This window comes from Methanosphaera sp. BMS (genome assembly GCF_003268005.1).
Lineage (GTDB): Archaea > Methanobacteriota > Methanobacteria > Methanobacteriales > Methanobacteriaceae > Methanosphaera.
This window is the reverse complement of sequence record NZ_CP014213.1, coordinates 1711210-1735110: the sequence shown is the minus strand read 5'-3', so window position 1 is coordinate 1735110 and position 23901 is coordinate 1711210. Positions and strand designations below refer to the sequence as shown.

General features: G+C 34.6%; 17 protein-coding genes. 14 read left to right on the top strand and 3 right to left on the bottom strand.

From position 1 onward, the window contains the following. Nucleotides 1–24 precede the first annotated feature (24 nt). The 4 genes from AW729_RS06220 to AW729_RS06205 are packed head-to-tail and all read left to right on the top strand — an operon-like array spanning nt 25 to nt 3897. Entirely contained in the window at nt 25–459 is a 435-nt protein-coding gene (locus tag AW729_RS06220) for a PadR family transcriptional regulator (protein WP_162685824.1), read from the top strand. Continuing rightward, complete coding sequence (locus AW729_RS06215) at nt 456–1520, top strand: ATP-binding cassette domain-containing protein (protein WP_112124294.1); 1065 nt, start codon at nt 456–458, stop codon at nt 1518–1520. Before AW729_RS06220 ends, AW729_RS06215 begins: the two co-directional genes overlap by 4 nt. Beyond that, the gene (locus tag AW729_RS06210) at nt 1517–2647 is read left to right on the top strand and encodes an ABC transporter permease (protein ID WP_112124293.1); all 1131 of its coding nucleotides are present in this window, start codon (nt 1517–1519) and stop codon (nt 2645–2647) included. Before AW729_RS06215 ends, AW729_RS06210 begins: the two co-directional genes overlap by 4 nt. Nucleotides 2648–2658: 11 nt before the next feature. Beyond that, nucleotides 2659–3897, top strand: a complete 1239-nt coding sequence (locus AW729_RS06205) for a PQQ-binding-like beta-propeller repeat protein (RefSeq protein ID WP_162685823.1) — start codon at nt 2659–2661, stop codon at nt 3895–3897. A 288-nt stretch (nt 3898–4185) separates the two neighbouring features. Here AW729_RS06205 and albA read toward each other — a convergent pair whose 3' ends face one another. Both albA and AW729_RS06195 read right to left on the bottom strand, forming a co-directional pair. Continuing rightward, on the bottom strand, nt 4186–4458 hold the full coding sequence (albA, locus tag AW729_RS06200) for a DNA-binding protein Alba (RefSeq protein ID WP_112124291.1): 273 nt from the start codon (nt 4456–4458) through the stop codon (nt 4186–4188). Between the two features lie 157 nt (nt 4459–4615). Further along, a complete protein-coding gene (locus AW729_RS06195) occupies nt 4616–6115 on the bottom strand; it encodes a 2-isopropylmalate synthase (RefSeq protein ID WP_112124290.1) in 1500 nt (499 codons plus the stop codon). A 434-nt stretch (nt 6116–6549) separates the two neighbouring features. Between AW729_RS06195 and AW729_RS06190 the strand changes: the two genes are divergently transcribed. Together AW729_RS06190 and AW729_RS06185 are read left to right on the top strand one after the other, a co-directional pair. Next, nucleotides 6550–7827, top strand: coding sequence for an amidohydrolase family protein (locus tag AW729_RS06190; RefSeq protein WP_112124289.1), 1278 nt, complete (start codon nt 6550–6552; stop codon nt 7825–7827). A gap of 66 nt (nt 7828–7893) precedes the next feature. After that, the gene (locus AW729_RS06185; RefSeq protein ID WP_112124288.1) at nt 7894–11943 is read left to right on the top strand and encodes a glycosyltransferase; all 4050 of its coding nucleotides are present in this window, start codon (nt 7894–7896) and stop codon (nt 11941–11943) included. Between the two features lie 80 nt (nt 11944–12023). Here the strand turns inward: AW729_RS06185 and AW729_RS06180 are convergent, their stop codons facing one another. Further along, on the bottom strand, nt 12024–12731 hold the full coding sequence (locus AW729_RS06180; protein WP_112124287.1) for a DUF4012 domain-containing protein: 708 nt from the start codon (nt 12729–12731) through the stop codon (nt 12024–12026). A gap of 137 nt (nt 12732–12868) precedes the next feature. Between AW729_RS06180 and AW729_RS06175 the strand changes: the two genes are divergently transcribed. The 8 genes from AW729_RS06175 (at nt 12869) to AW729_RS06140 (ending at nt 23884) form a co-directional block, all read left to right on the top strand. Further along, the gene (locus tag AW729_RS06175; RefSeq protein WP_112124286.1) at nt 12869–15724 is read left to right on the top strand and encodes a glycosyltransferase; all 2856 of its coding nucleotides are present in this window, start codon (nt 12869–12871) and stop codon (nt 15722–15724) included. 162 nt (nt 15725–15886) lie between these two features. Next, complete coding sequence (locus tag AW729_RS06170; RefSeq protein WP_112124285.1) at nt 15887–16675, top strand: ABC transporter permease; 789 nt, start codon at nt 15887–15889, stop codon at nt 16673–16675. Nucleotides 16676–16687: 12 nt separating this feature from the next. Further along, nucleotides 16688–17443 carry an ABC transporter ATP-binding protein gene (locus tag AW729_RS06165; RefSeq protein WP_112124284.1) on the top strand — a complete coding sequence of 252 codons (756 nt, stop codon included), beginning with the start codon at nt 16688–16690 and terminating at the stop codon, nt 17441–17443. 47 nt (nt 17444–17490) lie between these two features. Further along, complete coding sequence (locus AW729_RS06160) at nt 17491–18438, top strand: glycosyltransferase family 2 protein (RefSeq protein WP_112124283.1); 948 nt, start codon at nt 17491–17493, stop codon at nt 18436–18438. A gap of 11 nt (nt 18439–18449) precedes the next feature. Then, on the top strand, nt 18450–19301 hold the full coding sequence (locus AW729_RS06155) for a glycosyltransferase family 2 protein (RefSeq protein ID WP_112124282.1): 852 nt from the start codon (nt 18450–18452) through the stop codon (nt 19299–19301). 118 nt (nt 19302–19419) lie between these two features. Beyond that, nucleotides 19420–20811, top strand: a complete 1392-nt coding sequence (locus AW729_RS06150) for an undecaprenyl-phosphate glucose phosphotransferase (protein WP_112124281.1) — start codon at nt 19420–19422, stop codon at nt 20809–20811. 32 nt (nt 20812–20843) lie between these two features. Further along, a complete protein-coding gene (locus AW729_RS06145; protein ID WP_112124280.1) occupies nt 20844–22415 on the top strand; it encodes a glycosyltransferase family 39 protein in 1572 nt (523 codons plus the stop codon). A 149-nt stretch (nt 22416–22564) separates the two neighbouring features. Continuing rightward, nucleotides 22565–23884 (top strand): UDP-glucose/GDP-mannose dehydrogenase family protein, encoded by a 1320-nt coding sequence (locus AW729_RS06140; protein ID WP_112124279.1) that lies wholly within the window; start codon nt 22565–22567, stop codon nt 23882–23884. Nucleotides 23885–23901: the final 17 nt, after the last annotated feature.

Here is a 23901-nt window from a genome sequence, read left to right as displayed (position 1 = left end):
ACATTATAAAGGGGGATTATTTTTTTGGAAGAGGATGATGATAATAAATCTGGTTTAAACTATCAGGATAATTCTAACTTTGAAAAAGCACTATTGAAAGGTGTGCGAAATGTATTCCTGTTGTGGATTATAAGTCAAAAAAAGATTCACGGTTATGGTATAATATCCAAACTAAACGAGTCAATCTCCTCATTATCTAATAAGAAAGTAATACATGGAAGTACAGTATATCCCATATTACATTCATTAGAAAAGGAGGGACTTATAAAAAGCTCAATGGAATTAAATGGAAAAAATGAAGTAAAGATGTATGAGATAACCGATGAGGGCATAATGATGTTAAACTCATTAAAGCAGTGCATCAAATCAAAACCTCATAATGATTATCTGATATCCTTTATGGATGACATGATGTTTAATGAAAAAACATTTAATTTAAAAGGAGGTGATGTTGGATGAAGTACGCTATAGAAACTCATGACCTGGTAAAGGTATATGACAACGGTTTTAAGGCAGTGGATAATTTGGACTTGTTTATTGAAGATAAAACAATCGGTGGGATATTGGGACCGAATGGTGCCGGAAAAACGACCACAATAAAAATGTTGACCTGCCTCATACCAAAAACTAGTGGGCAAGCAACAGTTGCAGGATTTGACGTGACTACTCAGGCCAATGAGGTAAGAAACCATATAGGTATGGTTCCGCAATTGGTGAGTTTATATCAGGATTTGACAGTACGTGAAAATGTAGAGTTATGTGCTGATTTCTATAATGTAGATCAAAAAATCAAAGATAAAAAGATAGATGACCTGCTGGAATTGGTTGATATAAAATATGCCGAAGATAAATATGTAAAACAGTTATCAGGTGGAATGCAACAAAAAACATCGGTAGTGGCAAGTTTGGTACATAGTCCTGATGTTTTGTTTCTGGATGAGCCGACAGTAGGACTAGATCCAACTACAAAAAGGGTATTATGGGATTTGATGGTGGAACTAAACCAGGAAGGACGTTCAATCATACTCTGTTCACATGACATGTATGAGGTGGATAAAATCTGTGATACCATAAATATCATAGATTCAGGAAAGGTTGTGGCAAATAATACTCCACAGGGACTGAAAGATCAGCTGCTTAAAAACAAGGAAGAAAACAACAACCACATAAGACAGATGATATTGGAATTGGAACAGGAGGGCAATGATGAAAACCTGGAAGAGATAAACCAGCTTAAATCATCATTGACAAGTGAAGATGAACTCATTACCGTGATGGTATCCCATATCAATGTTGACATGATCAATGCACTGGAAAACTTGGATGTTGTAAGGGATGTCTCACACATTGGAGAGGGAAGATTAAACATCAACCTAAAACGTTCTGAAACGTCAGTCAACGATGTGGTCACGGCAATTCTAAAAAATGATGGTAACATAGCTTCCATAAAGACTAACGATCCAACATTGGAAGATGTTTTTGTAGCAATAACGGCTAAAAAAAGAAAGGGGATTAAATAATGGAATTCAATAAATTCAAATGGATGATTAAAAAAGATCTCTTAACATTATGGAGACATAAAGTTCAATTCGTCTCCTTAATACTGTTTCCGGTAGTGATGGTAGCATTGTGTGGATGGGGAATGGGTGGAACGGTAGAAAATACCCCCGTTATAATAGTCAAACAGACCTCCGGACACATAACCGATGAAGCGATAAATACTATAAAATCTGATACGACATATGATGTTAAGGACATTATCGATGATGCCGATAAGGCTAAACAAAAGGTCGATAAAGGTGAGGTAAAAGCGGCAATAATATTGTCGAGCAATTTTGAGGATAGCGATTCAAGAAGTGCGGTTCTTTATATAGATTCCTCAGATCAATTAACAACACAAACACTTGTTCCAACAACCCAGAAGGTATTTGCTTCTCTATCAGAACAGGTAAGGATGGAAGAGATGGCATCATCCTATCAAAATATGAATGCATTGACTCGGACTGCACAGGCAATTAAATTACAGGTAAACAAAATCTATGGTGACATTAAATACATAGACTTCTTACTGCCCGGTGTTCTTGCAATGACAATATCCATGTCTGCAATGATGACAATGGGAAATTCAATAGCCGGAGAACGTGAACGGGGGGAATTGGCAAGACTGTTCATGACACCAACAAGTGTATCCACAGTAATAGGTGGAAAAATTATTTCACAGCTATTGCGTGAAATGATAAGAACAATCCTACTGATTGTCGTGGCGGTATTATTATTTAATGTTGTAATAAATGGAAACATACTGCTATTGTTTTTAGTATTGTTGATTTCCACATTATGTTTTGTAGGATTTGGAATGATGTTTTCAGCAACAGCCAAAACACAGGAAGATTATATTCAAATAATACTGCCGGTAGTAATGCCTATGATGTTTATATGTGGAGTATTCTTCCCAACAGAAACAATGCCATGGATTCTTCAGAAGATTGCATACTTCATGCCATTAACATACGCGAATGATGCATTACGGGCGGTAATGCTACAGGGAGCAAGCTTCGATATAGTGGCATATGACTTGTTAATACTGCTGTTATTCACACTGCTGTTTTTTGCAGTAGGTGTTATGAGATTCAATAGGGATATTTAGGAGGTTTAATGATGAAAAGTAATATGAAGAAACTGACAATACTTCTTGTATTGTTCTGTATATTAATAAGCTCATTTAACTGTCTGTCCGCATCAGACTGGATTATGTATCAAAACAATCCAAGACATACGGGTTATGTAATACAGGATACGTCCTTTTCAACACAAACCTGGACAACAAACGTGGACAGTCAGGTACTTGCTTCACCAATATTATACAATGATAAAGTAATCGTATCAACAATGGATGGTCAAATCAAGGCATTGGATGCTCAAGATGGGGATAAATCCTGGGATTATGATATTAAAAGTGCTATAGAATCAACACCTGCAATAGCTGGTGATGATATATTCATAGCATCAAATGATGGATATATCTATTCCAACAATATTCATGACGGTTCAAACAATTGGAAGTATAAAACAGGTTCCGCCATTAAATCCTCCCCTGCAGTTGATGAAAATAACGTTTATGTGGGCTCAGATGATGGAATCATATATGCTATCGATAGGGATTCTGGAAATGAAACCTGGCAGTTTAAGACTGATGACAGTGTAAAATCATCACCTGTAGTGGTCGATGACGTGTTGTATGTGGGCTCTGATGATGATAAGTTATATGCTATAGACGTTAATGACGGTTCTTTAAAGTGGAGCTTTACGGCTGGAGATAACATCCGTTCTTCACCGGCAGTCTATGATGATAAGGTTTATGTTGGCTCTGATGACAATCAGGTTTATGCATTAAATATTGAGGACGGTTCGGAGTCATGGACCTTTAATGCAGAATCAAAGGTATCATCATCCATTGTAATAGATCACAGACAATCCACATTATATGTAGCTACACAGAAAGGTAAATTATTTGCATTGGATTTGAGGGATGGACTTAAAAAATGGGATAAAGGTATTGCAAACAAGATAACCTCCACTCCAACGTTATTCGGTAATAACATTGCCGTCGGAACATCATCTGGTCAGGTTGTAATGTTAAATAAATTCACGGGAAATGAGGTATGGTCCTATAATCCTGGATATGTTGGGGAAATGGCCAGTCCGATATCATCTTCATTAATAAGTAGTGGAGGTTCACTATTTTTCGTATCTGAAGATGGGAATGTGTATTCCTTGAATACAGATCAAAAGGTTGGACCGACAAGCGTTTACACCTATTATATACTTGCTGGTATAATAGCATTGGGTGCTGTTGCAGTAGCTGCAAAGATTTTGTACAATCGTAGAAAAAGATGAAACTTTTTTTACCACTTTTTTTTATTTTATCAATATAAATTTTTATTTTTTAGAAACAATGATTATATTGTAGTCTATTTTTAAAATAAGCCTTTTTTAGCACATAAATTGAATAATTTTTTTGGAGATAATTCTCGATGAAATAGTTTATTGCATAGATTGGAATGATAAAAGTTTAAGTATGGACTTTGATTAATTTAATGAAAAATAATAGGGGCTTAAAAAAAAGATTTTAAAAAAATAAGGTTTTAGAAAATATCAAAATATTTTCTAACCGATATTATAGTTTTATTTGCTGAGTTTTATTTCAATTGCGGATACGTTGGATGATGTTCCTTCGTTTCCAACAATTTCTTCGGTACTGATTTCAATGTTACTTACATCAACATCAGATATGAATCTGTTTCTTACAATTTCAGCAACATCTACGGCTCTGCTAATTGCACGACCTCTTGCTTTTAATACAACTTCTGAAACTCCGCTGTTCATTTGTGTAACTACGGCTAATACGTAGTTCATTACTGGTTTATTTCCTATGTATACTATATTTTCTTCTGGCATTTTTGTATCCTCCGTTTCATCTAAACTATAATTAAATAGTTATTAAAATTTATGTCTATTATCCTATTTAATATTATCTATTAATTATAATAACTATTATTTTATTCAATATTACATAAAAATTACTCAATTATACTTGTAATTGATTATTTGATGTTTATTTTCGTAACATTAGTAATTTGTTAACTGAACTTATTATTGCTTCTACACTAGCTTTTACAATATCCTCATCGGTGGATCTACCGGTAACCTTATTGCCCTGTTCATCCCCTGTTTTTACAATAACTTCACCTAAAGCATTTGTACCTCCGGTTATTGCTTCAATGTGGTACTCTTCCAGGGTAATGTCTACTAGTTCCTTGATTAATGATTGAATTGCACTAAGTGCCGCATCCACTGGTCCAACACCAATATGGGCACATGATTTAATTTCTCCATCTAAGTCAAGTTTTACGGAAGCCGTTGGTAATACATGGTCTCCGGTCATTACACTAATTCCAAGCAGTTTTACTTTTTCTTCTGTAGGTTTTCCTTGGATGGATTCTGCAAGTGATCTAAAGTCAACATCAGTAATGGTCTTACCCGAATCACCTAATGCTTTGACTTTTTGGAATAATTGGTCAAATTGTTCATCTTCTAGGTTAATGTCATACTCTTCCAGTTTTGACTTGATGGCATTGGCACCAGTTAATTTACCTAAAACAATTCTTCTGGTATGGCCGACCTCTTCAGGTTTAAATGCTTCATATGTTTCACTCTTTTCAAGCACTCCCTGAACGTGGATACCCGCTTCGTGAGCAAATGCATTTTCTCCAATGATTGCTTTGTTTGGAGGCATTTTTACACCGGATATTCTTGAAACAGTCTCGGACGTGCTGTATAACAGTTTAGTATTGATGTTTGTATTGATGTTGTATGCCTTGTGCAGTGCCATTACAATTTCCTCAAGGGAAGCGTTTCCTGCTCTTTCTCCCAGACCGTTAATGGTACATTGTGCTTGTTTAGCACCTGCTTCAATACCCGCTAATGTGTTTGCAACGGCTAAACCAAAATCATTATGACAATGTACACTTATAGGTACATGGATAACTTCCTTAAGGTTTGCTATTAATTCGTTCATTTTAATTGGTATTGTTACTCCAACCGTATCGGGTACGTTGATTTTATCAACTTTTGCATCCTGAACGGCACCAAATACCTCTTTTAAGTAGTCGAGTTCTGTTCTGGTTGCATCTTCACAAGAAAATTCTGCAGTAATTCCATGGTCTTTAACATATTCCACACCGCTTACAGCCTTTTCAAGAATTTCCTCTTTACTCATTTTTAGTTTATAATCCCTATGGAGTGGGGATGTTCCTATGAATGTGTGGATGTAATCTGCATCAGAATCTATAGCTTTGTCGATGTCCTGAGTTAAAGATCTTGCAAGTCCACTTATCTGAGCATCTAATCCTAATTTGGCGACCTCTTTAAATGTCTGTTGTTCACCGGGTGATGCTGCAGGGAAACCCAATTCTATAACATCAACACCGAGTTTATCTAATTTTTCTGCTACTATTATTTTTTCATCAGTTGTTATAGTTACACCAGGTGTTTGTTCACCGTCTCTTAGGGTGGTATCATAAATCATAACATCTGATGGTGGGTTGTATGTCATCTCATTTTCACTCCTAATTTATTATAATATTATATTTTTCGTCATTCTATATATTCTTATCTAACAAATACTTAAATTTCTTTAAAAAAAGATTAATAAATAGATTATGGAAATTATTAATGCTAAACAATATTTAATTATTGTAACAGGCTATAAAGGACTATCTATTTTTTAATTACATTAAATCTTCTAGATTATAGTTTACTATTGTTTTTTTTTTATTATGAATCCCATGTTCTATGATAATGATGCGTGTTAATTATAAGTTCATAAATAGAAATAATCAGTTAAATTTTTTTCATTGATTTTTCTTGATTATGTGATTTTTCTCAATTTTTATATTTTCACACATTTTTTCTCAAGTGTAAACCATTAGGATTTTTAAAAAGAAATAATAAAAATATATATAGATAATAAAAAATATTTGTGATATCATGAGCCAAACAAATACTATTCTAATTAAAAATCCATATATCCTATCAGATTCTATAAAAAAAGAATCAATATTACTAGTAGATAATAAAATTGAAGAAATCAGCACAAAACTATCCGACAATGATGCAGAGATAGTTATTGATGCAGAAGATAAGATTGCAATGCCCGGTCTTGTAAACACCCATACTCATGTTGCAATGACATTACTTCGTGGTGTAGGTGATGATCAAGAGTTACAGACATGGCTAAATGAGTATATATGGCCTAAAGAGGCTAAACTTACGGATGAACTTGTGTATTCTGCCTCAAGACTGGCAATGGCCGAGATGATAAAGACAGGAACCACCACATTTAACGACATGTACTTCTTCATGGAACAAACAGCCAAAGCAGTAGAGGAATCCGGTTTAAGAGCAGTCCTAGGTTATGGTATGATTGACCTATTTGATGATGAAAAAAGAAAAAGCGAACTAAACGTAACAAAAAAACTCATCAAAAATTGTCACAATACAGCCAACGAACGAATAACAGTAGCAGTAGCACCACATTCACCATACACATGTTCCGAAGAGTTGTTACGCCAGTCCGCACAAATGGCTAATAAAAATGATTTGAACCTACACATCCATGTATCAGAAACAAAAAAAGAGGTTAACGACTTAAAAAATCAGAGAAATCAAACGCCATTCGAATATCTGAATGACATAGATTTTCTAAATGATAAAACCATAGCGGCTCATGGAGTATGGACAACAGATGAAGAAATGAAAATATTAAATGAAAAAAATGTATCGATAGCACATAACCCTTCCAGTAACATGAAACTAGCATCAGGAATAGCACCAATACAGAAATATCTGGATAATGATATCAACGTTTCAATAGGAACTGATGGAGTATCCTCAAACAATAACCTGGACATGTTTAGTGAAATGAAATTAACCCCTCTGCTTCAGAAAGTCGATACCTTAAATCCAAAAGTCATACCTACAAACGAAACAATCAAAATGGCTACCGAAAACGGTGCAAAAGCGTTGAATCTCAACACAGGAAAATTACAAAAAGACAAATTGGCGGACATAGTCTTACTGAATGTAAACGTTCCTCACATGTTGCCACTTAGAAATCCATTATCCAATGTAGTCTACTCTGCATTAGGAAATGATGTGGATACAGTTATCTGTGATGGAGAAATAATCCTTGAAAACAAAGAATTGACAAAAATAAACGAATCGGAAATAATGGAAGATATCAAAGAAATATATACTCAATTATAGCTGTTAACTGAACAGGCACATCAAATAATAATTAGAACATATTGTACCGATAATAAAAGTGATTATATGAATTCCAATAAACTAATAACAGGTAGTATGGACAACACGATAAATGATTCAATAGTCGGTTATATAACTACAACGGACTATGAAACACATTTATTGAAGATAGTCATTGATAACCAGTCTTTCCTAGTTAACACTACCCTGGATACTGAATATGAAAGAAATAAACAATCATTTAAGTTTTATGTACCAATAAAATATGAAGATGGTGTACTGCATAATGTAGAATTATATGATGATGCAACAAATCAACTATTGGACAAAAAACAATTCATGTTTCATTACCTTGAACATGACCCAAACGAATACAAACTTTTAAAACAATACGAAATGGACTATAAAAACAACGTCTACAGATCATTCAAACAAAGGTTGGAATCGATATTCTATCCTATTAGTTTGTTATTACATAGAAAAAAATTCGGTACATTTAAAAATACATTAAAAACCATTAAGGCATGTCATATCATCAAGAAAGAATCCCTATTTGATGTAGGTTATTATATTAATAACAATCCCGCCATACTGAAGGATGGTACTGACTTGCTTCTTCATTACATCTACGAAGGAGAAAAGTTAGGATATAAACCACATAAGAACTTTGACGGAAATAGATACTTATCCTTAAATCCCGATGTAAAAAAGGAAAACTATAATCCACTTGTTCACTATGCATTATATGGTAGAAGCGAAAAAAGAAACTTAAACTTCGATTTGGATATGGACTCCATCCCGGAAAGTATCAAGGATGATGTGGAACTGATACATGAGTCAGGTTTATTTAACGAGGCATTTTATCTGGATAAATATGAGGATGTTTTAAATTCAAACCTACATCCTATTGAACATTATGTTCGCTTTGGATATAAGGAAAAAAGAAATCCATCAACCTCATTTAACACGGACTTCTATGTGAATGAGTATGATGATTTTAACATGTACACCATAAATCCGTTAATTCACTATATTCAGGAAGGTCAAAAAGATAACAGGCCCACCACGGGCAGCAAAGGAAATATCCAATTGGAAGATGACCTGATAACAGGTTGGTTTTCAACAAACACAAACAAAGAAGTCAATGGAAAACTTGTCATCGATCGTCAGGAATTCTCTATAGAAGATTCAATATCCATAGATGAAAAATCCAATACGGAAAATGATTCCGATTCATTCTATCGCTTTGAATTTGTAATTCCCGAAAACTTCCTTGACGGAAAAAGACATTTCGTCAAATTATTGGATTCAAATAAGATAATAATAGACTCATTCGTAAAATCATTCTACAATATAACCTCAACTGACGTACATGTTAAACGCACAGTTTCAAAAGAACAAATGAAGGAACTATCCTCAATCATTGAAGATATTGATTTGGACAGTATCCCCTCATTTGGTGAAGATGCTCCTCTGGTTTCTATTATTGTAGTAAATCGTGACGGTTTAAATCACTTAAAACGTTTATTTAATGCAATGGATGCTGTCAGCAATTATTATCCTAACTTTGAAGTTATTGTTGTTGATAACGCTTCCACGGATGATTCGGTCGAGTTTGTAAAAAGTTGGAATGAATTCAAGGTTACATGTGTTGAAAATAATGTCAACGAGTCATTTTCACATGCCAACAATCAGGCATTGGAAGTTGCGAATGGAAAATACTTGTTATTTTTAAACAATGACATCGAACCTCTAAGCGGTTTCTTAAATTTCATGATGGAGTCACTTCTTTCTAATGATAATGTAGGTGCAGTGGGTGCCAGATTATTTTACCCTGACTGTTCTTCATCAACGATAAATGCAGATAAGTCATTCTCCGTCCAACACAATGGAATAATTTTTAAGGAATCAGAGGGTTTTATACGTCCATTCAATCGTGAAAATGGTGTGGAAGTATATGACTCTACCGGTGATGTTTTTTCTGTCGCAGGAGTTACGGCTGCCTGTCTATTGGTTAGTCGTGATGATTTTGAATCGGTCGGTGGATTTGATGAGGCATTCGTCTATGGATATGAGGATGTGGACTTTTGTTTGAAGCTAGTCCGAAATGGTCGGGATATTCTCTGTGATGGACGTGCCCGTCTGTATCACTATGAGTTTGGTACACAACAGTTGGATAGCGGCCGTGAAGTTCGTGATCGTCGATTGAACAATAGGCGTGTCTTTGTAGATCGTTGGAACACATGGCTTCGTCGTCAGTTATTCCTTGATAAACTAAATGGAAACACCATGTATTCAAATCAAAAATTATGCGTTGCACTGGTAGTTACAGAATGTGGTGAAGGGGCCACGGCAGGTGATTATTTCACCGCATTAGGGTTAGCCGGTAAATTCGAGCAATTCGGTTGGACTGTTAAGTTTTTACCACAGCGTGGAAGTCAACGCAGCTGGTATTATGTTGATGATGATGTGGATGTTCTGATTTCCTTGTTGGATCGCTACGACCTCCGAAAGGTCCGCTGTGCAAATTCATCACTGATTACGGTTGCATGGCTTAGAAACTGGTTTGAACGTTGGGTATCCATGCCGTATTTTATGATGTATGATATAGTCTTATGTAGCAGCAGGTTGGCCTGTGACTTTGTCAGTGAGTATACAGGAAAAAATTCATACTTGTTCCCATTGGCTACTGATACTTCCATGTTTAAGGGTGATGTTACGGTTGTAGATGATTTTGCATGTGATTACTGTTTTACAGGCAGTTATTGGGATGCTGACCGTGAGATTGTTGACTGTTTAAATCCAGATGTCGGTGATTATACATTTAAGCTGTATGGTGCCAATTGGGAGAAGGTTTCCTCATTGAGTAAGTATTCCAGTGGTTTTGTCAGTTATGGTGATTTGCCGGGTGTTTACGCATCATGTCGTATTGTGTTGGATGATGCCAATCATGTTACTCGTGGTTTTGGATCCGTCAATAGTCGTGTATTTGACGCTATCAGTTGTGGCAGATTGGTATTTACCAACGGATCCAAGGGAAATGATGAGGTATTTGATGGAAAGCTACCTGAATACCAATCACAGGATCAACTAATTAAGTTACTGGGATATTACCTGGAAAACGAGGATGCATATGATAAGAAAGTACAGGAATTACAGGAAATAGTATTAAACAACCATACCTACACCCACAGGGCCGACAGACTAAAGGAAATACTAATGGAATATGTTAACAAAAAGAAAATAACCATAAAGATACCCGCCCCATCATGGGATGAAGTACATAAATGGGGTGACTTCTATTTGGCAGAGGGACTGATGAAGGAATTTGTTAAAAAGGACATGGGAGTACAACTACAAGTACTTCCAGAATGGGATGGATACACAGATTCGAATTCTGATATCGTATTGGTCTTAAGGGGATTATCCGAATATAAACCTAAAATGCATCATCAAAATATAATGTGGAACATATCCCATCCGGACTTGGTAAGTCTTGAAGAATACTCTAAATATGACCATGTATTCATAGCCTCTAAGAAGTGGACGGATGAACTATCCAAAAAGGTTGATGTTCCGGTAGAGTGCATGTGGCAGTGTACAGATACAAACAGGTTCTATCCTGATTACAATGAAGATTATAAACATGAATTACTATTTGTAGGAAATTCACGTAAGGTATATCGAAAAATACTAAATGATTTACTTCCAACAGAACATGAACTGGCAGTATACGGTTCAGACTGGGAAGACTTAATCGATGAAAAATATATAAAGGGAGACTTCGTATCCAACAAGGACTTAAGAAAGCTGTATTCGTCATGTGATGTTCTATTGAATGATCACTGGGAGGACATGCGTGAGAAAGGATTTGTATCAAACAGAATCTTTGATGCAGTAGCGTGTGGCAGTTGCGTAATAACCGATGATATTGATGGATTGGAAGAACTATTTTCCGATGAGGTACATTCCTATAAAAACAAAGAGGAATTAAAAGAATTAGTAAACGATTGTTTAAAAGAAAAAACGGTATTCAATCAGGAAATAATTAAAAAACATACCTATGAAAGAAGGGTAAATCAAATAATGGCTGTATTGAAGTCAGATGATTACTAAAAAATGAGTAAATTTATCAAAATAACAACTAAAAAAAAGATTAATCAGTTAAAAACTGATTATGATTCACTATTTTTTTCTTATCCAAGGACATTGCTTATACCACCATATGATATAAATGGTCCAAATTTATCCTCAGGAACTACTTTTATATTGCCTTTTGAATATTGATCCATGGCAGCCTGTATTAATGCAGGTTTTTTATTGTTTTTTGAAGCAGCATCCCTAATTCCGTCTGCTAAATTCTCGACTGCATCTCCTCTTGTAGCACCTTGATCCTGATCATCTCTTAAGAAATTAATTGAATCATTGGTAACTTCTTTTCCATTGGAATATACAGGACCTACTGATTTTACCAAGGCATCAATAGCTTCAGGTGTCATCACAAGAACCATGTCTGTTTTTAATCCGGTATGGTATTCCACGATTTCCTGGGCGGTAGTAGTACCTTCTGTTAGATTTTCACTCCACAAAGAGTCATGCAGGTAAACCACGGATAAACCCTCTGCTCTCATACTTGCACTAGGTTCTTTAGTAGGGTGTGTTAAACCTCCAGGATAAACCTTCGTAATTTCTCCTACCTTACCATTATTCAGTTGTATTACAAATGCCATGTCTACTGCTCCAACACCCGGTCTAGGCTCGGAAGGGTCGGCACACAGAATTAAGACATTATGTTCACCGGCAAATGCTTTTTGCCCCTCTGCATAATTGAATAAGAAATAACCTCCTATTGCTACGAGGATTATAATCAATCCAATTAAAATCATTTTCTTTTTACTTAACATATAATCCCTATTCTAATAATTTTTCTTATTAATATATTATTATATTCTATTTTATTAATTAATCTTATTATTAATTAAGAACATTTTTAATCTATGAAATAAAAAGATAAGTATATATTACCAAAGGGGAATGTCTTATGAAAATACCACAACAAATCAGGGAATCTCAGGAGTTTGATAAGTTACGTCTCATACGCAATAATGTCATCGACTCCAAAAACTTATTAAAGGATAAATTATCAAATAAAATTAAGGAAATAAGAAGACCTAAGCGTGTTTTATCTTCAGAAGAGATGATAGAATTGGCTAATGTTATTGAAGATATTGATTTAAATAGCATTCCTGTTTTTGATGAAAATGCCCCTTTGGTTTCTATCGTGATTGTTAATCGTGATGGTCTAGGTCACTTGAAACGTTTATTCAATGCAATAGATGCTATAATTGATTATTATCCTAATTTTGAGGTTATAATTGTTGATAATGCATCCAGTGATGATTCTGTGGACTTCATTAACAGTTTAAACAATTTAAACATTACATGTATACAAAATGACGTAAACGAATCCTTTTCACATGCCAACAATCAGGCGTTGGAAGTTGCGGGTGGAGAATACCTTTTATTTTTAAACAATGACGTCGAACCACTCAGCGGTTTTTTAAATTTCATGATGGATTCAATGTTATCCGATGAAAATGTTGGTGCAGTTGGAGCTCGTTTATTTTACCCGGACTGTTCCAGTAACAGAATAAATCATGAAAAATCATTCTCCGTCCAACACAATGGAATAATTTTTAAGGAATCAGAGGGTTTTATACGTCCATTCAATCGTGAAAATGGTGTGGAAGTATATGATTCCACAGGTGATGTTTTTTCCGTTGCAGGAGTTACGGCTGCCTGTCTATTGGTAAGTCGTGATGATTTTGAATCGGTCGGTGGATTTGATGAGTCATATGTATATGGATATGAGGATGTGGACTTTTGTTTGAAACTTGTGCGTAACGGTTTGGATATTCTCTGTGATGGACGTGCCCGTCTGTATCATTATGAATTCGGCACACAACAAACGGACAGTAATCGTGAGGTTCGCAATCGTCGATTGAACAATAGGCGTGTCTTTGTGGAGCGCTGGAACTCTTGGCTTCGTAAGAAATTGTTCGATGACAAATTAAATGGAAAGCGAATTTTCAGTGACAGTCCTTTAACAGTCGCATTTGTTGTAACTGAAGATGGTGAAGATGCCACGGCAGGTGATTATTTCACTGCACTTGGATTGGCTGGAAGATTCGAACAATTCGGTTGGACAGTCAAGTTTTTACCACAGCGTGGAAGACGCAGCTGGTATTATGTTGATGATGATGTGGATGTTATTATTAGCTTGTTGGATCGCTATGACCTAAGTAAGGTACGTTGTGCCAATTCCATGCTCGTTAAGGTTGCATGGCTTAGAAACTGGTTTGAACGTTGGGTATCCATGCCATATTTTATGATGTATGATATAGTCTTATGTAGCAGCAGCTTAGCCTGTGACTTTGTCAGCCAACACACAGGTATGGAAGCATTCCTGTTTCCATTGGCTACTGATACTTCCATGTTTAACGGTGATGTTTCAGTAGTTGATGATTTTACATGTGATTACTGTTTTACCGGCAGTTATTGGAATGCTGACCGTGAGATTGTTGACTGTTTAAATCCCGATGATGATGAGTATACATTTAAGTTGTATGGTGCCAATTGGGAGAAGGTTTCCTCATTGAGTAAGTATTCCAGTGGTTTTGTCAGTTATGGTGATTTGCCGGGTGTTTACGCATCATGTCGTGTCGTATTGGATGATGCCAATCATGTGACTCGTGGTTTTGGATCCGTCAACAGCCGTGTATTTGACGCCATCAGTTGTGGCAGATTGGTATTTACCAATGGATCTAAAGGAAATATGGAAGTGTTCGATGGAAAACTACCTGAATATCATTCACAACAGGAATTACAAGAACAACTGACTCATTACCTTGAAAATAAAAATGAATATGACCAAAAGGTACAACAGTTGCAGGAAATAGTATTAAACAATCATACCTATTCCCACAGGGCAAACAGATTCAAGCAAATACTAACAGAATATTATGATAAATATAAGATAGCAATAAAGATACCTGCCCCTTCATGGAATGAAGCACATAAATGGGGTGACTTCTATTTGGCAGAGGGACTGATGAAGGAATTTATCAAAAGAGGATATGCCGTAAAATTACAGGTATTGCCACAATGGGGGGATGATACTGATTCAATATGTGATGCTGTAATAGTATTGAGGGGTTTATCCAGATATAAGACAAAACTTGCACATTTAAACATAATGTGGAACATATCTCATCCGGATTTGGTGGGACTGAATGAATATTGCTCATATGATTATGTATTCATAGCATCAAAGAAGTGGGCTGAAAAAATATCCTCAAAAATAGACACTCCTGTAGAGTGTATGTGGCAATGTACAGATACAAACAGATTCTATCCTGATTATAATGAGGATTATAAGCATGAACTGTTGTTTGTGGGAAACTCAAGAAAGGTCTATAGGAAAATAATTAAGGATCTGCTTCCAACAGAGCATGACTTGGCAGTGTATGGTTCAGACTGGAATAAATTAATTAACAAGAAATATATCCAGGCAGATCATATAGACAATAAACAGTTAAGATATGCTTATTCGTCCTGTGATATTCTCTTAAATGATCATTGGGATGATATGCGTGAGAAAGGATTCATATCAAATAGAATTTTCGATGCATTGGCATGTGGTGCATGCGTGATATCTGATGACATTGATGGATTGGATGAATTGTTTGAGAATAGGGTCTTAACATACACCTCTCCTGAGCAATTAAAGGAATTGATTGATGAGAACTTGGGTCATAGTAGAGAGTATGATGTCAGCATCATCTCCCAACACACCTACAGTGAGAGGGTCAATCAATTTATAAAATTATTTAAATAATTTCCTTACCTCTTTTTGTATAAAAATATTTAATATGTTTGGATTACATAATATTATAATAGTTAATTTATGGTTGAATATATTTTTCATATGTCATTTTTTGTATATCAATAATCGATATTATATGAAAAATTTAAATTCTATCATAAATGGGGATTAATTATGAATAACGCTGGATTTGACAGAATTTTTACTAATTTCAATAAATATAAACCGTTATTGGCTGAATTAGTAAGACGTGATATAAAAATCAAATATCGTAGGTCTGTATTGGGTATTCTATGGAGTTTACTTGACCCATTACTTTCCATGATATTATTAACAATAATCTTTTCCACATTATTTAAACGTGTAGAAAATTATCCAATTTATTATTTGACCGGGATGACTGCTTTCAGTTTATTTAGAAGCGGTTCTACTCAGGCTATGAGAAGTATTATCTCGTCATCGGGTATTTGGAAGGTTATGTATGTTCCGAAGTATATCTATGTAGTATCTGCAGTTATATCAAACTTTATAACATATATTCTTTCATTATCGGTATTATTTGGGATAATGTTCGTACTGAATGTGAAATTCACAGTTTTCATATTGTTTGCAAGCCTGCCTATACTGATATTGGTTATCATTACGATAGCTGCCGGTCTGATAATGGCTACGATAAATGTATTCTTTAGGGATATGCAACACTTGTATGCGGTATTTTGTACAATGCTGATGTACGCTATGCCTATATTTTACCCGGCAGATATAGTGCCTGCACGTTTCAGAGTATTTCAGACATATAATCCAATATTACAGATAATCGAGGCATTAAGGGATTGTTTCTTGTATGGGAAATTATATGATCCATTTATGATTTACTATCCCGCAATATTTGCAGTGGTGCTGTTAATAATTGGTTTGTTGTTATTTTACAAATATCAGGATAAATTTATATTATATGTATAGTGAGGGGAAATTATGGATGATGATGTGATAATTAGGGCTAATAATATAAGCATGGAATTCAATTTAAGTCAGGAAAAGACAGATAACTTAAAAGAGTACTTTATCAAAGTAATAAAAAGAGAACTAAGATTTCAATCATTTTGGGCCTTACAGGATATCTCCTTTGAGATAAACAGGGGAGATAAGATAGGATTCATAGGGTTAAATGGTGCTGGAAAAAGTACCCTTCTAAAAATTATTTCAGGAGTTATGAAACCTACTCGGGGAAGTATGGAGATAAACGGAAAAATAGCTCCTTTGTTGGCATTAGGTGCTGGTTTTGATCCAAATTACACCGGTAGAGAAAACATATTCCTAAATGGTGCAATATTGGGTCATAGTAAAGCATTCATGGAAGATAAATTCGATGAAATAGTTGAATTTTCTGAGATAGGTGATTTTATAGATGTACCTGTAAAGAACTATTCATCAGGTATGAAATCCCGTCTAGCCTTCTCAATAGCATCATCAGTAAATCCTGAAATATTGATATTGGATGAAGTGTTGTCAGTAGGGGACATTTCCTTCCAGAAAAAATGTAAGAAAAGAATGTCCAATATGATGCAGGATGATGTAACACTGCTGTTTGTATCACACTCCATTGCACAGGTAAGGGATTTATGTGACAAGGCAGTATGGTTAAATCAAGGACAATTAATGTCTAAAGGGGAAGTAAACACTGTCTGTAATGAGTTTATTGACTATGTGCAGAAAAACAAACTTTTATAACCCGTTTCTCCTACTTTTTTTTCAAAAATTTTTATTGAGGTGTATCTATGAATGCTCAAGTAAGTGTAATAATACCAAATTATAACAATGTTTCTTTATTAAAAGAGCTGCTTTCTTCATTAGATAAAATAAAAACACCTTTTGATATAATCATCGTTGATAATAACTCACAGGATGACAGCGTATTATTTATCAAGGAAAACTATCCTCAAATAAAATTAATAGTCAATAAACAAAACGAAGGATTTGCAAAAGCTGTTAATCAGGCAATCAAGGTAGCCAAAACTCCTTACTTGTTTTTATTAAATAATGATACGGTTGTATGCGATGATACGATTGAAGAGCTATTAAAAACAATAGCGATTGACTCAAAAATATTTTCAGTATCCTCAAAAATGATTCAATATGACAACCCGCAGTTAATTGATGATGCAGGTGACGAATACACAATACTCTCCTGGAGTAAAAAAAGAGGAAACAACAGGGACATATCCAAATATACAACCAGCTGTGAAGTATTCAGTGCATGTGCAGGTGCGGCTTTATATCGTAGGGAGTACTTCGATGAAATAGGATTATTTGATGAAAACTTTGAAAGTTATGTTGAAGATATGGATTTATCCTTCAGAGCCAGAATCCATGGTTATATCTCATATTATTGTGCAGATGCAATAGTATACCACCATGGAAGTGCAACGACCGGATCAAGATACAATCCATTCAAGGTAAAAATATCTGCAAGAAACAACATATACTTAATCTATAAAAACATGCCAAATTGGATGTTAATCGTTAATGCAATCTTTTTCATGATTGGAATATTGATTAAAATTCTTTTCTTCTATAAAAAAGGATATGCTGATGAATACATTGAAGGAATAAATGAAGGATTGTCCACAAGAAACAAACTCAAAAAGACTGAAATAACATCACATAAAAATCTCTTGAAGATTGAATGGCTGATGATTAAAAATACATTGGGATACATATTATAGGGAGGAGTTATATGGATTTGTCTATAATAATCGTCAATTATGCAACTTATCAATTAACAAAGGATACCGTAATGTCAATACTTGCCACAGTAAATGATATAGGATATGAAATAGTAATAGTTGACAACGATTCACCCGATGATAGTTTTAACATGTTATGCAATGATTTTTCTGATTATGAGAATGTCACACTTATACAAAACGATAACAATGACGGCTTTGCAACGGCCAACAATATTGGAATAAGAGAATCTACAGGTGAATATGTACTGCTGTTAAATAGTGATGTCATAGTAAAGGAAAACACGATAAATCAATGCTTGTACCATATAAAGGAAAATACAAACATCGGATGTCTGGGATGTAAGGTGGTTTTACCCGATGGAAATTTGGATAAAGCATGCAGAAGATCTTTTCCCACATTCGAAGTATCATTCTATAGATTAACGGGTTTATCAAAGATATTTCCAAAAAGCAGGAGATTCAACAGATATAATCTATCATATCTTGATGAAAATGAGGTTTATCCGGTCGATTGTGTTGTGGGGGCGTTCATGTTAATTCCAAGAGATGTAATGCTAAAGTGTGGCTGTTTGGATGAATCATATTTCATGTATGGTGAGGATATTGAGCTATGCTACAACATCAAGCAATTGGGTTATGATGTCGTGTATTATGGAAAGGCAGAAATAACACATTATAAGGGGGCCAGTGGCAAATCCAAAAAGTTATTGTATGAATTTCACAATTCAATGCAAATATTTTACGATAAACATTATAAAGCCTCTGATAATATTTTAATAAATGTCATTACCCATGTTGGAATATGGTCCTTGTATTACATCAAGCTTTTATTCTTGTAATCCAGATTCTCAAATTTTATTTGGTTTTCTTTTCCCATTATATTTTTTTTCAACTTTTTTTTTAATAGAAAAATATTATATTTAAAATCACTATAAATAATAGTAATAGAGTGGTATTATGATTCGAGAAAACCAACGATTATTTAATATGATGAATGTTGTAATTGATGCATTAATTGTACTATTTGCCGTATCGATAGTTAATTCATCAATATTTACAAAATACACTCATTTATTCTTTAATCATGATTATTTGTCACAGTTGGTTTTATATATCTTTTTAATACCAAGTTATATACTTTTTTACTATATATTTGGTTTATATACTCCTCAAAGGACCAACAGAAGTATTTTTTCAGAATCATCCAAGATTTTAAGAGTTATTGTAGTGGAATTTATATTCATGTCAGTATTGCTATTATTGAACGTGATTCGAGTTGATGCATATTACATAGTTTCAATACTCCTGGTAACATTCGTACTTGCCGCTGTAGAAAGGTCATTGTTAAGGTTAACTCTAAGAAAATTCCGTCAGGAAGGTTTTAACATCAAATACGTTTTGATAATTGGCGCAGGAGAAGTAGGTGCTAGATTAGCCGATACAATAAGTGTTAATTCATATCTCGGATATAAAATCATGGGATTTTTGGATGATAACGTGACTGGTGAAATTAACAATGTTAAGGTAATCGGTAAAATAACGGACATCGAAAAAATACTGGCCCGTAACCTTGTTGACAGGGTTATCGTAAGTATCTCTCCAAGACATTACAATGTATTAGGACAGATTATAGAAAGTTGTGAAAAGATGGGAGTACGTGCTGATATCGTCCCTGATTACTATCAGTATGTATCAAGTAACTTTAATGTAGAGTTGATTGATGATATTCCACTGATTAGTGTCAGAAACTTACCGTTGGATATTACATTTAACCGATACATAAAAAGAATATTCGACGTGGTTTTTGTAATTGTGGTATCTATAATAATCTCACCGTTATTAATTCTAGTGGCCATGGGGGTTAAATTAACCTCTCCCGGTCCGGTAATATATAAACAGGAAAGGGTAGGTGAAAACGGTAGGGTTTTCATGATATATAAGTTTAGAAGTATGACTATTGAAAATGAATATGTTGATGATCAAAAGTGGACTCAAAAAAACGATCCCCGAGTCACCAACTTCGGTAAGTTCATAAGAAGAACAAGTATTGACGAATTGCCGCAATTCTACAATATACTTAAGGGAGATATGAGTCTTATTGGACCACGACCAGAACGCCCATATTTTGTTAGGAAATTCAGGGAATCAGTACCAAAATACATGATTAAACATCATGTACGTCCGGGAATGGCAGGATGGGCTCAGATAAATGGATATCGTGGAAATACATCCATAGTTGAACGTATTAAATATGACATTTTCTACGTGGAAAATTGGTCTATATGGTTGGATATAAAAATATTTTTAAGAACAATTCCAATGTTGCTATTTGATCAAAATGCCTACTAGATTTTCTTCAATTAAAAAAAATTAGTGATAAAATGATTAAATATGAAAACAAAAAATTATTGATTGTCCCTATAATACTTACGTTTCTGATAGCATTATATGTGACATTAACTACTAATGGGCCATTGAGCTGGGACATATATACGCATATAAACTATTCATTAGCATACCTGATTAATGGATTGACAACTACCGACCCATTGTTGAATGCTCCTATAGGTAAAACCATCGGATATGCACCACTGTTTCACATATTGTTGATTCTCACATCATCAATATCAGGTTTAAGCCTAATACAATCTGCTCAAGTATTTCAGGTTGTCTTTGTAACGGTAGCTGTGATAAGTGTAGTATATATTTCACATAAACTGTATGGATCAGTTGCAGGATGCGTATCAGGTATGCTGTTGTTGGCAAGTTTTATGTTTACGCGTTTGTTACTTCCTATTCCGGAGACAATAGCGGTAATATTCTTCTTGTGGGGAGTGTACTTCTATTACATGGCCATTGATAATGAAAACATATGGTATGTATTTATAAGTGTACTGATGGGATTATTAATACTTGCGGTTCATTTTTCAACATTCGTATATTATGTGGCCATAATATCCGCATTATCCCTGATATATCTGATATTATCCAGAAAACTACGTGTAATCTCATCCTATCTCATGTTTCTCATACCACTGCTGGTGGTCTTGGCTATAGGGTATATGATGATAAACATGTTAAGTCCTGAAAAGGCATTGGAGCTATTGAACGGGACCTTTTCAATAATAAACGATCCTATGTCACTGTTCATGGGCCAAAAGGCGATGGGACTTGAAAGATACATTAAATGTGTAAGCATATTGCCATTGATATTAGGCATAATAGGATTTGTCTACTCAATAAAAAATAGAAAACATGTATTTATAGCTATATGGGCATTACTGGCATTTATTATCAGTAATTTACACTGGATTGGAGTGCCGGTTTATACTTACAGAATGCTGATATACTTTGTAATTCCAACAGTTCTTCTGGGTGGATATGCCTTTAGCCAACTATTGGAAAACTATAAAAAGGATAATAACAAGTTTATTTACATGTCGATAGTCGTGCTTTTATTGCTCTCACTAATCAGTTTGGGATTTTCATTATCTGATGAATCATTCCAATACTCCAGTGTAAGCACGTCCCAATCAAAGTTTCACATAGCACCACCTTCAGCTGAAGAGACAGAGGTAATTGACTGGTTTAAGACACAAAATACATCAATCAATGAATCAATGATAACAAACAATCTCTTCTTTGGAATGATATTGTCAAGTAGTGATGTAATACCAATGCATTACAGCTTCGATGTGTATACCAGTCCATCATCACGTAAATCATCTAGTTATGCACTGGCCGATGAGAACATATCATATATTGTATATGATAAGTCACTGGTAATGAACAACTCCACCGATTACTCCGATTTGGACGTGGTATATGTAGAAGGGGACTATTATCCGGTATACTACTTTACAAAAGAGATTGATGACTACAACTTCAATCAAATACAAGTGGGTACAAAGGTATTTGAAAACAATAGGTTTATTGTTTGTCAAGTACAATAATTACCTTATCTTTTTTTGAATCCTATCTAATACAAGGATAGGAGGATAACTATTTTTTAGAAAATTTTAAATTAGATTTATTTGATAAATAAATAATAGTAATATGTTCGAATTATTTTTTTTAAAGTATAAACATTTGAGGTTATCTAATGAATATAACTATTATAGGAACGGGTTATGTGGGATTGGTAACAGGGACTTGTTTTTCAGAGATGGGAAATGAGGTCTACTGTGTTGACGTAATCGAAGAAAAGATAGAATCATTGAAAAAAGGAATAGTGCCAATATATGAACCTGGATTAGAGGAATTGATTAAAAAAAATTATGAACGAGGAAACTTACACTTTACAACAGATTTATCACAAGGATTGGAAAATGCCGATTTATGTTTTATAGCTGTGGGAACCCCAATGGGTGAAGATGGAAGTGCTGATTTGCAGTATGTACATCAAGTGGCAAAGGAAATCGGGCAGATAGTTACTCATGATATTATAGTTGTGGACAAATCAACAGTACCTGTAGGCACGGCATATGAAGTTAAAAAAATCATTCAACAACAGCTGGACAAAAGGGGAAAGGATTTCAATGTATCTGTTGTTTCAAATCCGGAATTTCTAAAAGAGGGTAATGCGGTCAATGATTTCATGAGGCCAGACAGGATTGTGGTTGGATGTGATGATGAGGATTCAGAGGAAATGATGAAAACACTTTATGAACCGTTCACAAAGAATCATGAAAGGATGATTGTAATGGATGTAAGCAGTGCTGAAATGACCAAGTACGCTTCAAATTCCATGTTGGCCAACAGAATTTCATTCATGAATGAAATGGCCAATATATGTGACAAGGTCGGTGCGAACATTGACTATGTACGTAAAGGAATGGGTAGTGATTCCAGGATAGGAAGTAACTTCCTATATGCCGGATGCGGATATGGTGGAAGTTGTTTTCCAAAAGATGTAACGGCACTTATTAAAACGGCAAAGGATCATGATTACACCCCTGTACTGCTGGAAAGTGTTGAAAAGGTCAATAATTCTCAGAAATATTATCTTATAAATAAAATCATTGATGTGCTGGGCGATAATTTGGAGGGATTAACCTTTGCCATATGGGGACTGGCATTCAAACCTGAAACCGATGATATGAGGGAAGCACCATCCATAATTGTCATCAGACAACTGCTTAAGATGGGTGCGAAAATCAATGTATATGACCCGAAGGCCATGGATGTAGCAAAAGAGTATTATTTCAAGGATTTGGATATAAATTATTATGATGATAAATATTCATTATTAAAAGATGCTGATGCACTGGTGCTTCTAACCGAGTGGAAAGAATTTAGAAGTCCAGACTTTAATAGAATGAAAGACCTTTTAAATAATGATATAATCTTTGATGGTAGAAATCAATTTAAAAATAGTTATATGAAAAAATTAGGTTTTAAATATTATGCTGTTGGAAAATAATATTTCCAGCATAATAC

Excerpts from the sequence above, each read along its gene's own strand:
- AW729_RS06185 (WP_112124288.1), top strand. The coding sequence starts at position 7,894 with ATGAATTCCAATAAACTAATAACAGGTAGTATGGACAACACGATAAAT.
- albA (WP_112124291.1), bottom strand. The coding sequence starts at position 4,458 with ATGCCAGAAGAAAATATAGTATACATAGGAAATAAACCAGTAATGAAC.
- AW729_RS06150 (WP_112124281.1), top strand. The coding sequence starts at position 19,420 with ATGATTCGAGAAAACCAACGATTATTTAATATGATGAATGTTGTAATT.
- AW729_RS06215 (WP_112124294.1), top strand. The coding sequence starts at position 456 with ATGAAGTACGCTATAGAAACTCATGACCTGGTAAAGGTATATGACAAC.
- AW729_RS06175 (WP_112124286.1), top strand. The coding sequence starts at position 12,869 with ATGAAAATACCACAACAAATCAGGGAATCTCAGGAGTTTGATAAGTTA.
- AW729_RS06180 (WP_112124287.1), bottom strand. The coding sequence starts at position 12,731 with ATGTTAAGTAAAAAGAAAATGATTTTAATTGGATTGATTATAATCCTC.
- AW729_RS06170 (WP_112124285.1), top strand. The coding sequence starts at position 15,887 with ATGAATAACGCTGGATTTGACAGAATTTTTACTAATTTCAATAAATAT.
- AW729_RS06140 (WP_112124279.1), top strand. The coding sequence starts at position 22,565 with ATGAATATAACTATTATAGGAACGGGTTATGTGGGATTGGTAACAGGG.
- AW729_RS06160 (WP_112124283.1), top strand. The coding sequence starts at position 17,491 with ATGAATGCTCAAGTAAGTGTAATAATACCAAATTATAACAATGTTTCT.
- AW729_RS06195 (WP_112124290.1), bottom strand. The coding sequence starts at position 6,115 with ATGACATACAACCCACCATCAGATGTTATGATTTATGATACCACCCTA.
- AW729_RS06205 (WP_162685823.1), top strand. The coding sequence starts at position 2,659 with ATGAAAAGTAATATGAAGAAACTGACAATACTTCTTGTATTGTTCTGT.
- AW729_RS06190 (WP_112124289.1), top strand. The coding sequence starts at position 6,550 with ATGAGCCAAACAAATACTATTCTAATTAAAAATCCATATATCCTATCA.
- AW729_RS06165 (WP_112124284.1), top strand. The coding sequence starts at position 16,688 with ATGGATGATGATGTGATAATTAGGGCTAATAATATAAGCATGGAATTC.
- AW729_RS06145 (WP_112124280.1), top strand. The coding sequence starts at position 20,844 with ATGATTAAATATGAAAACAAAAAATTATTGATTGTCCCTATAATACTT.
- AW729_RS06155 (WP_112124282.1), top strand. The coding sequence starts at position 18,450 with ATGGATTTGTCTATAATAATCGTCAATTATGCAACTTATCAATTAACA.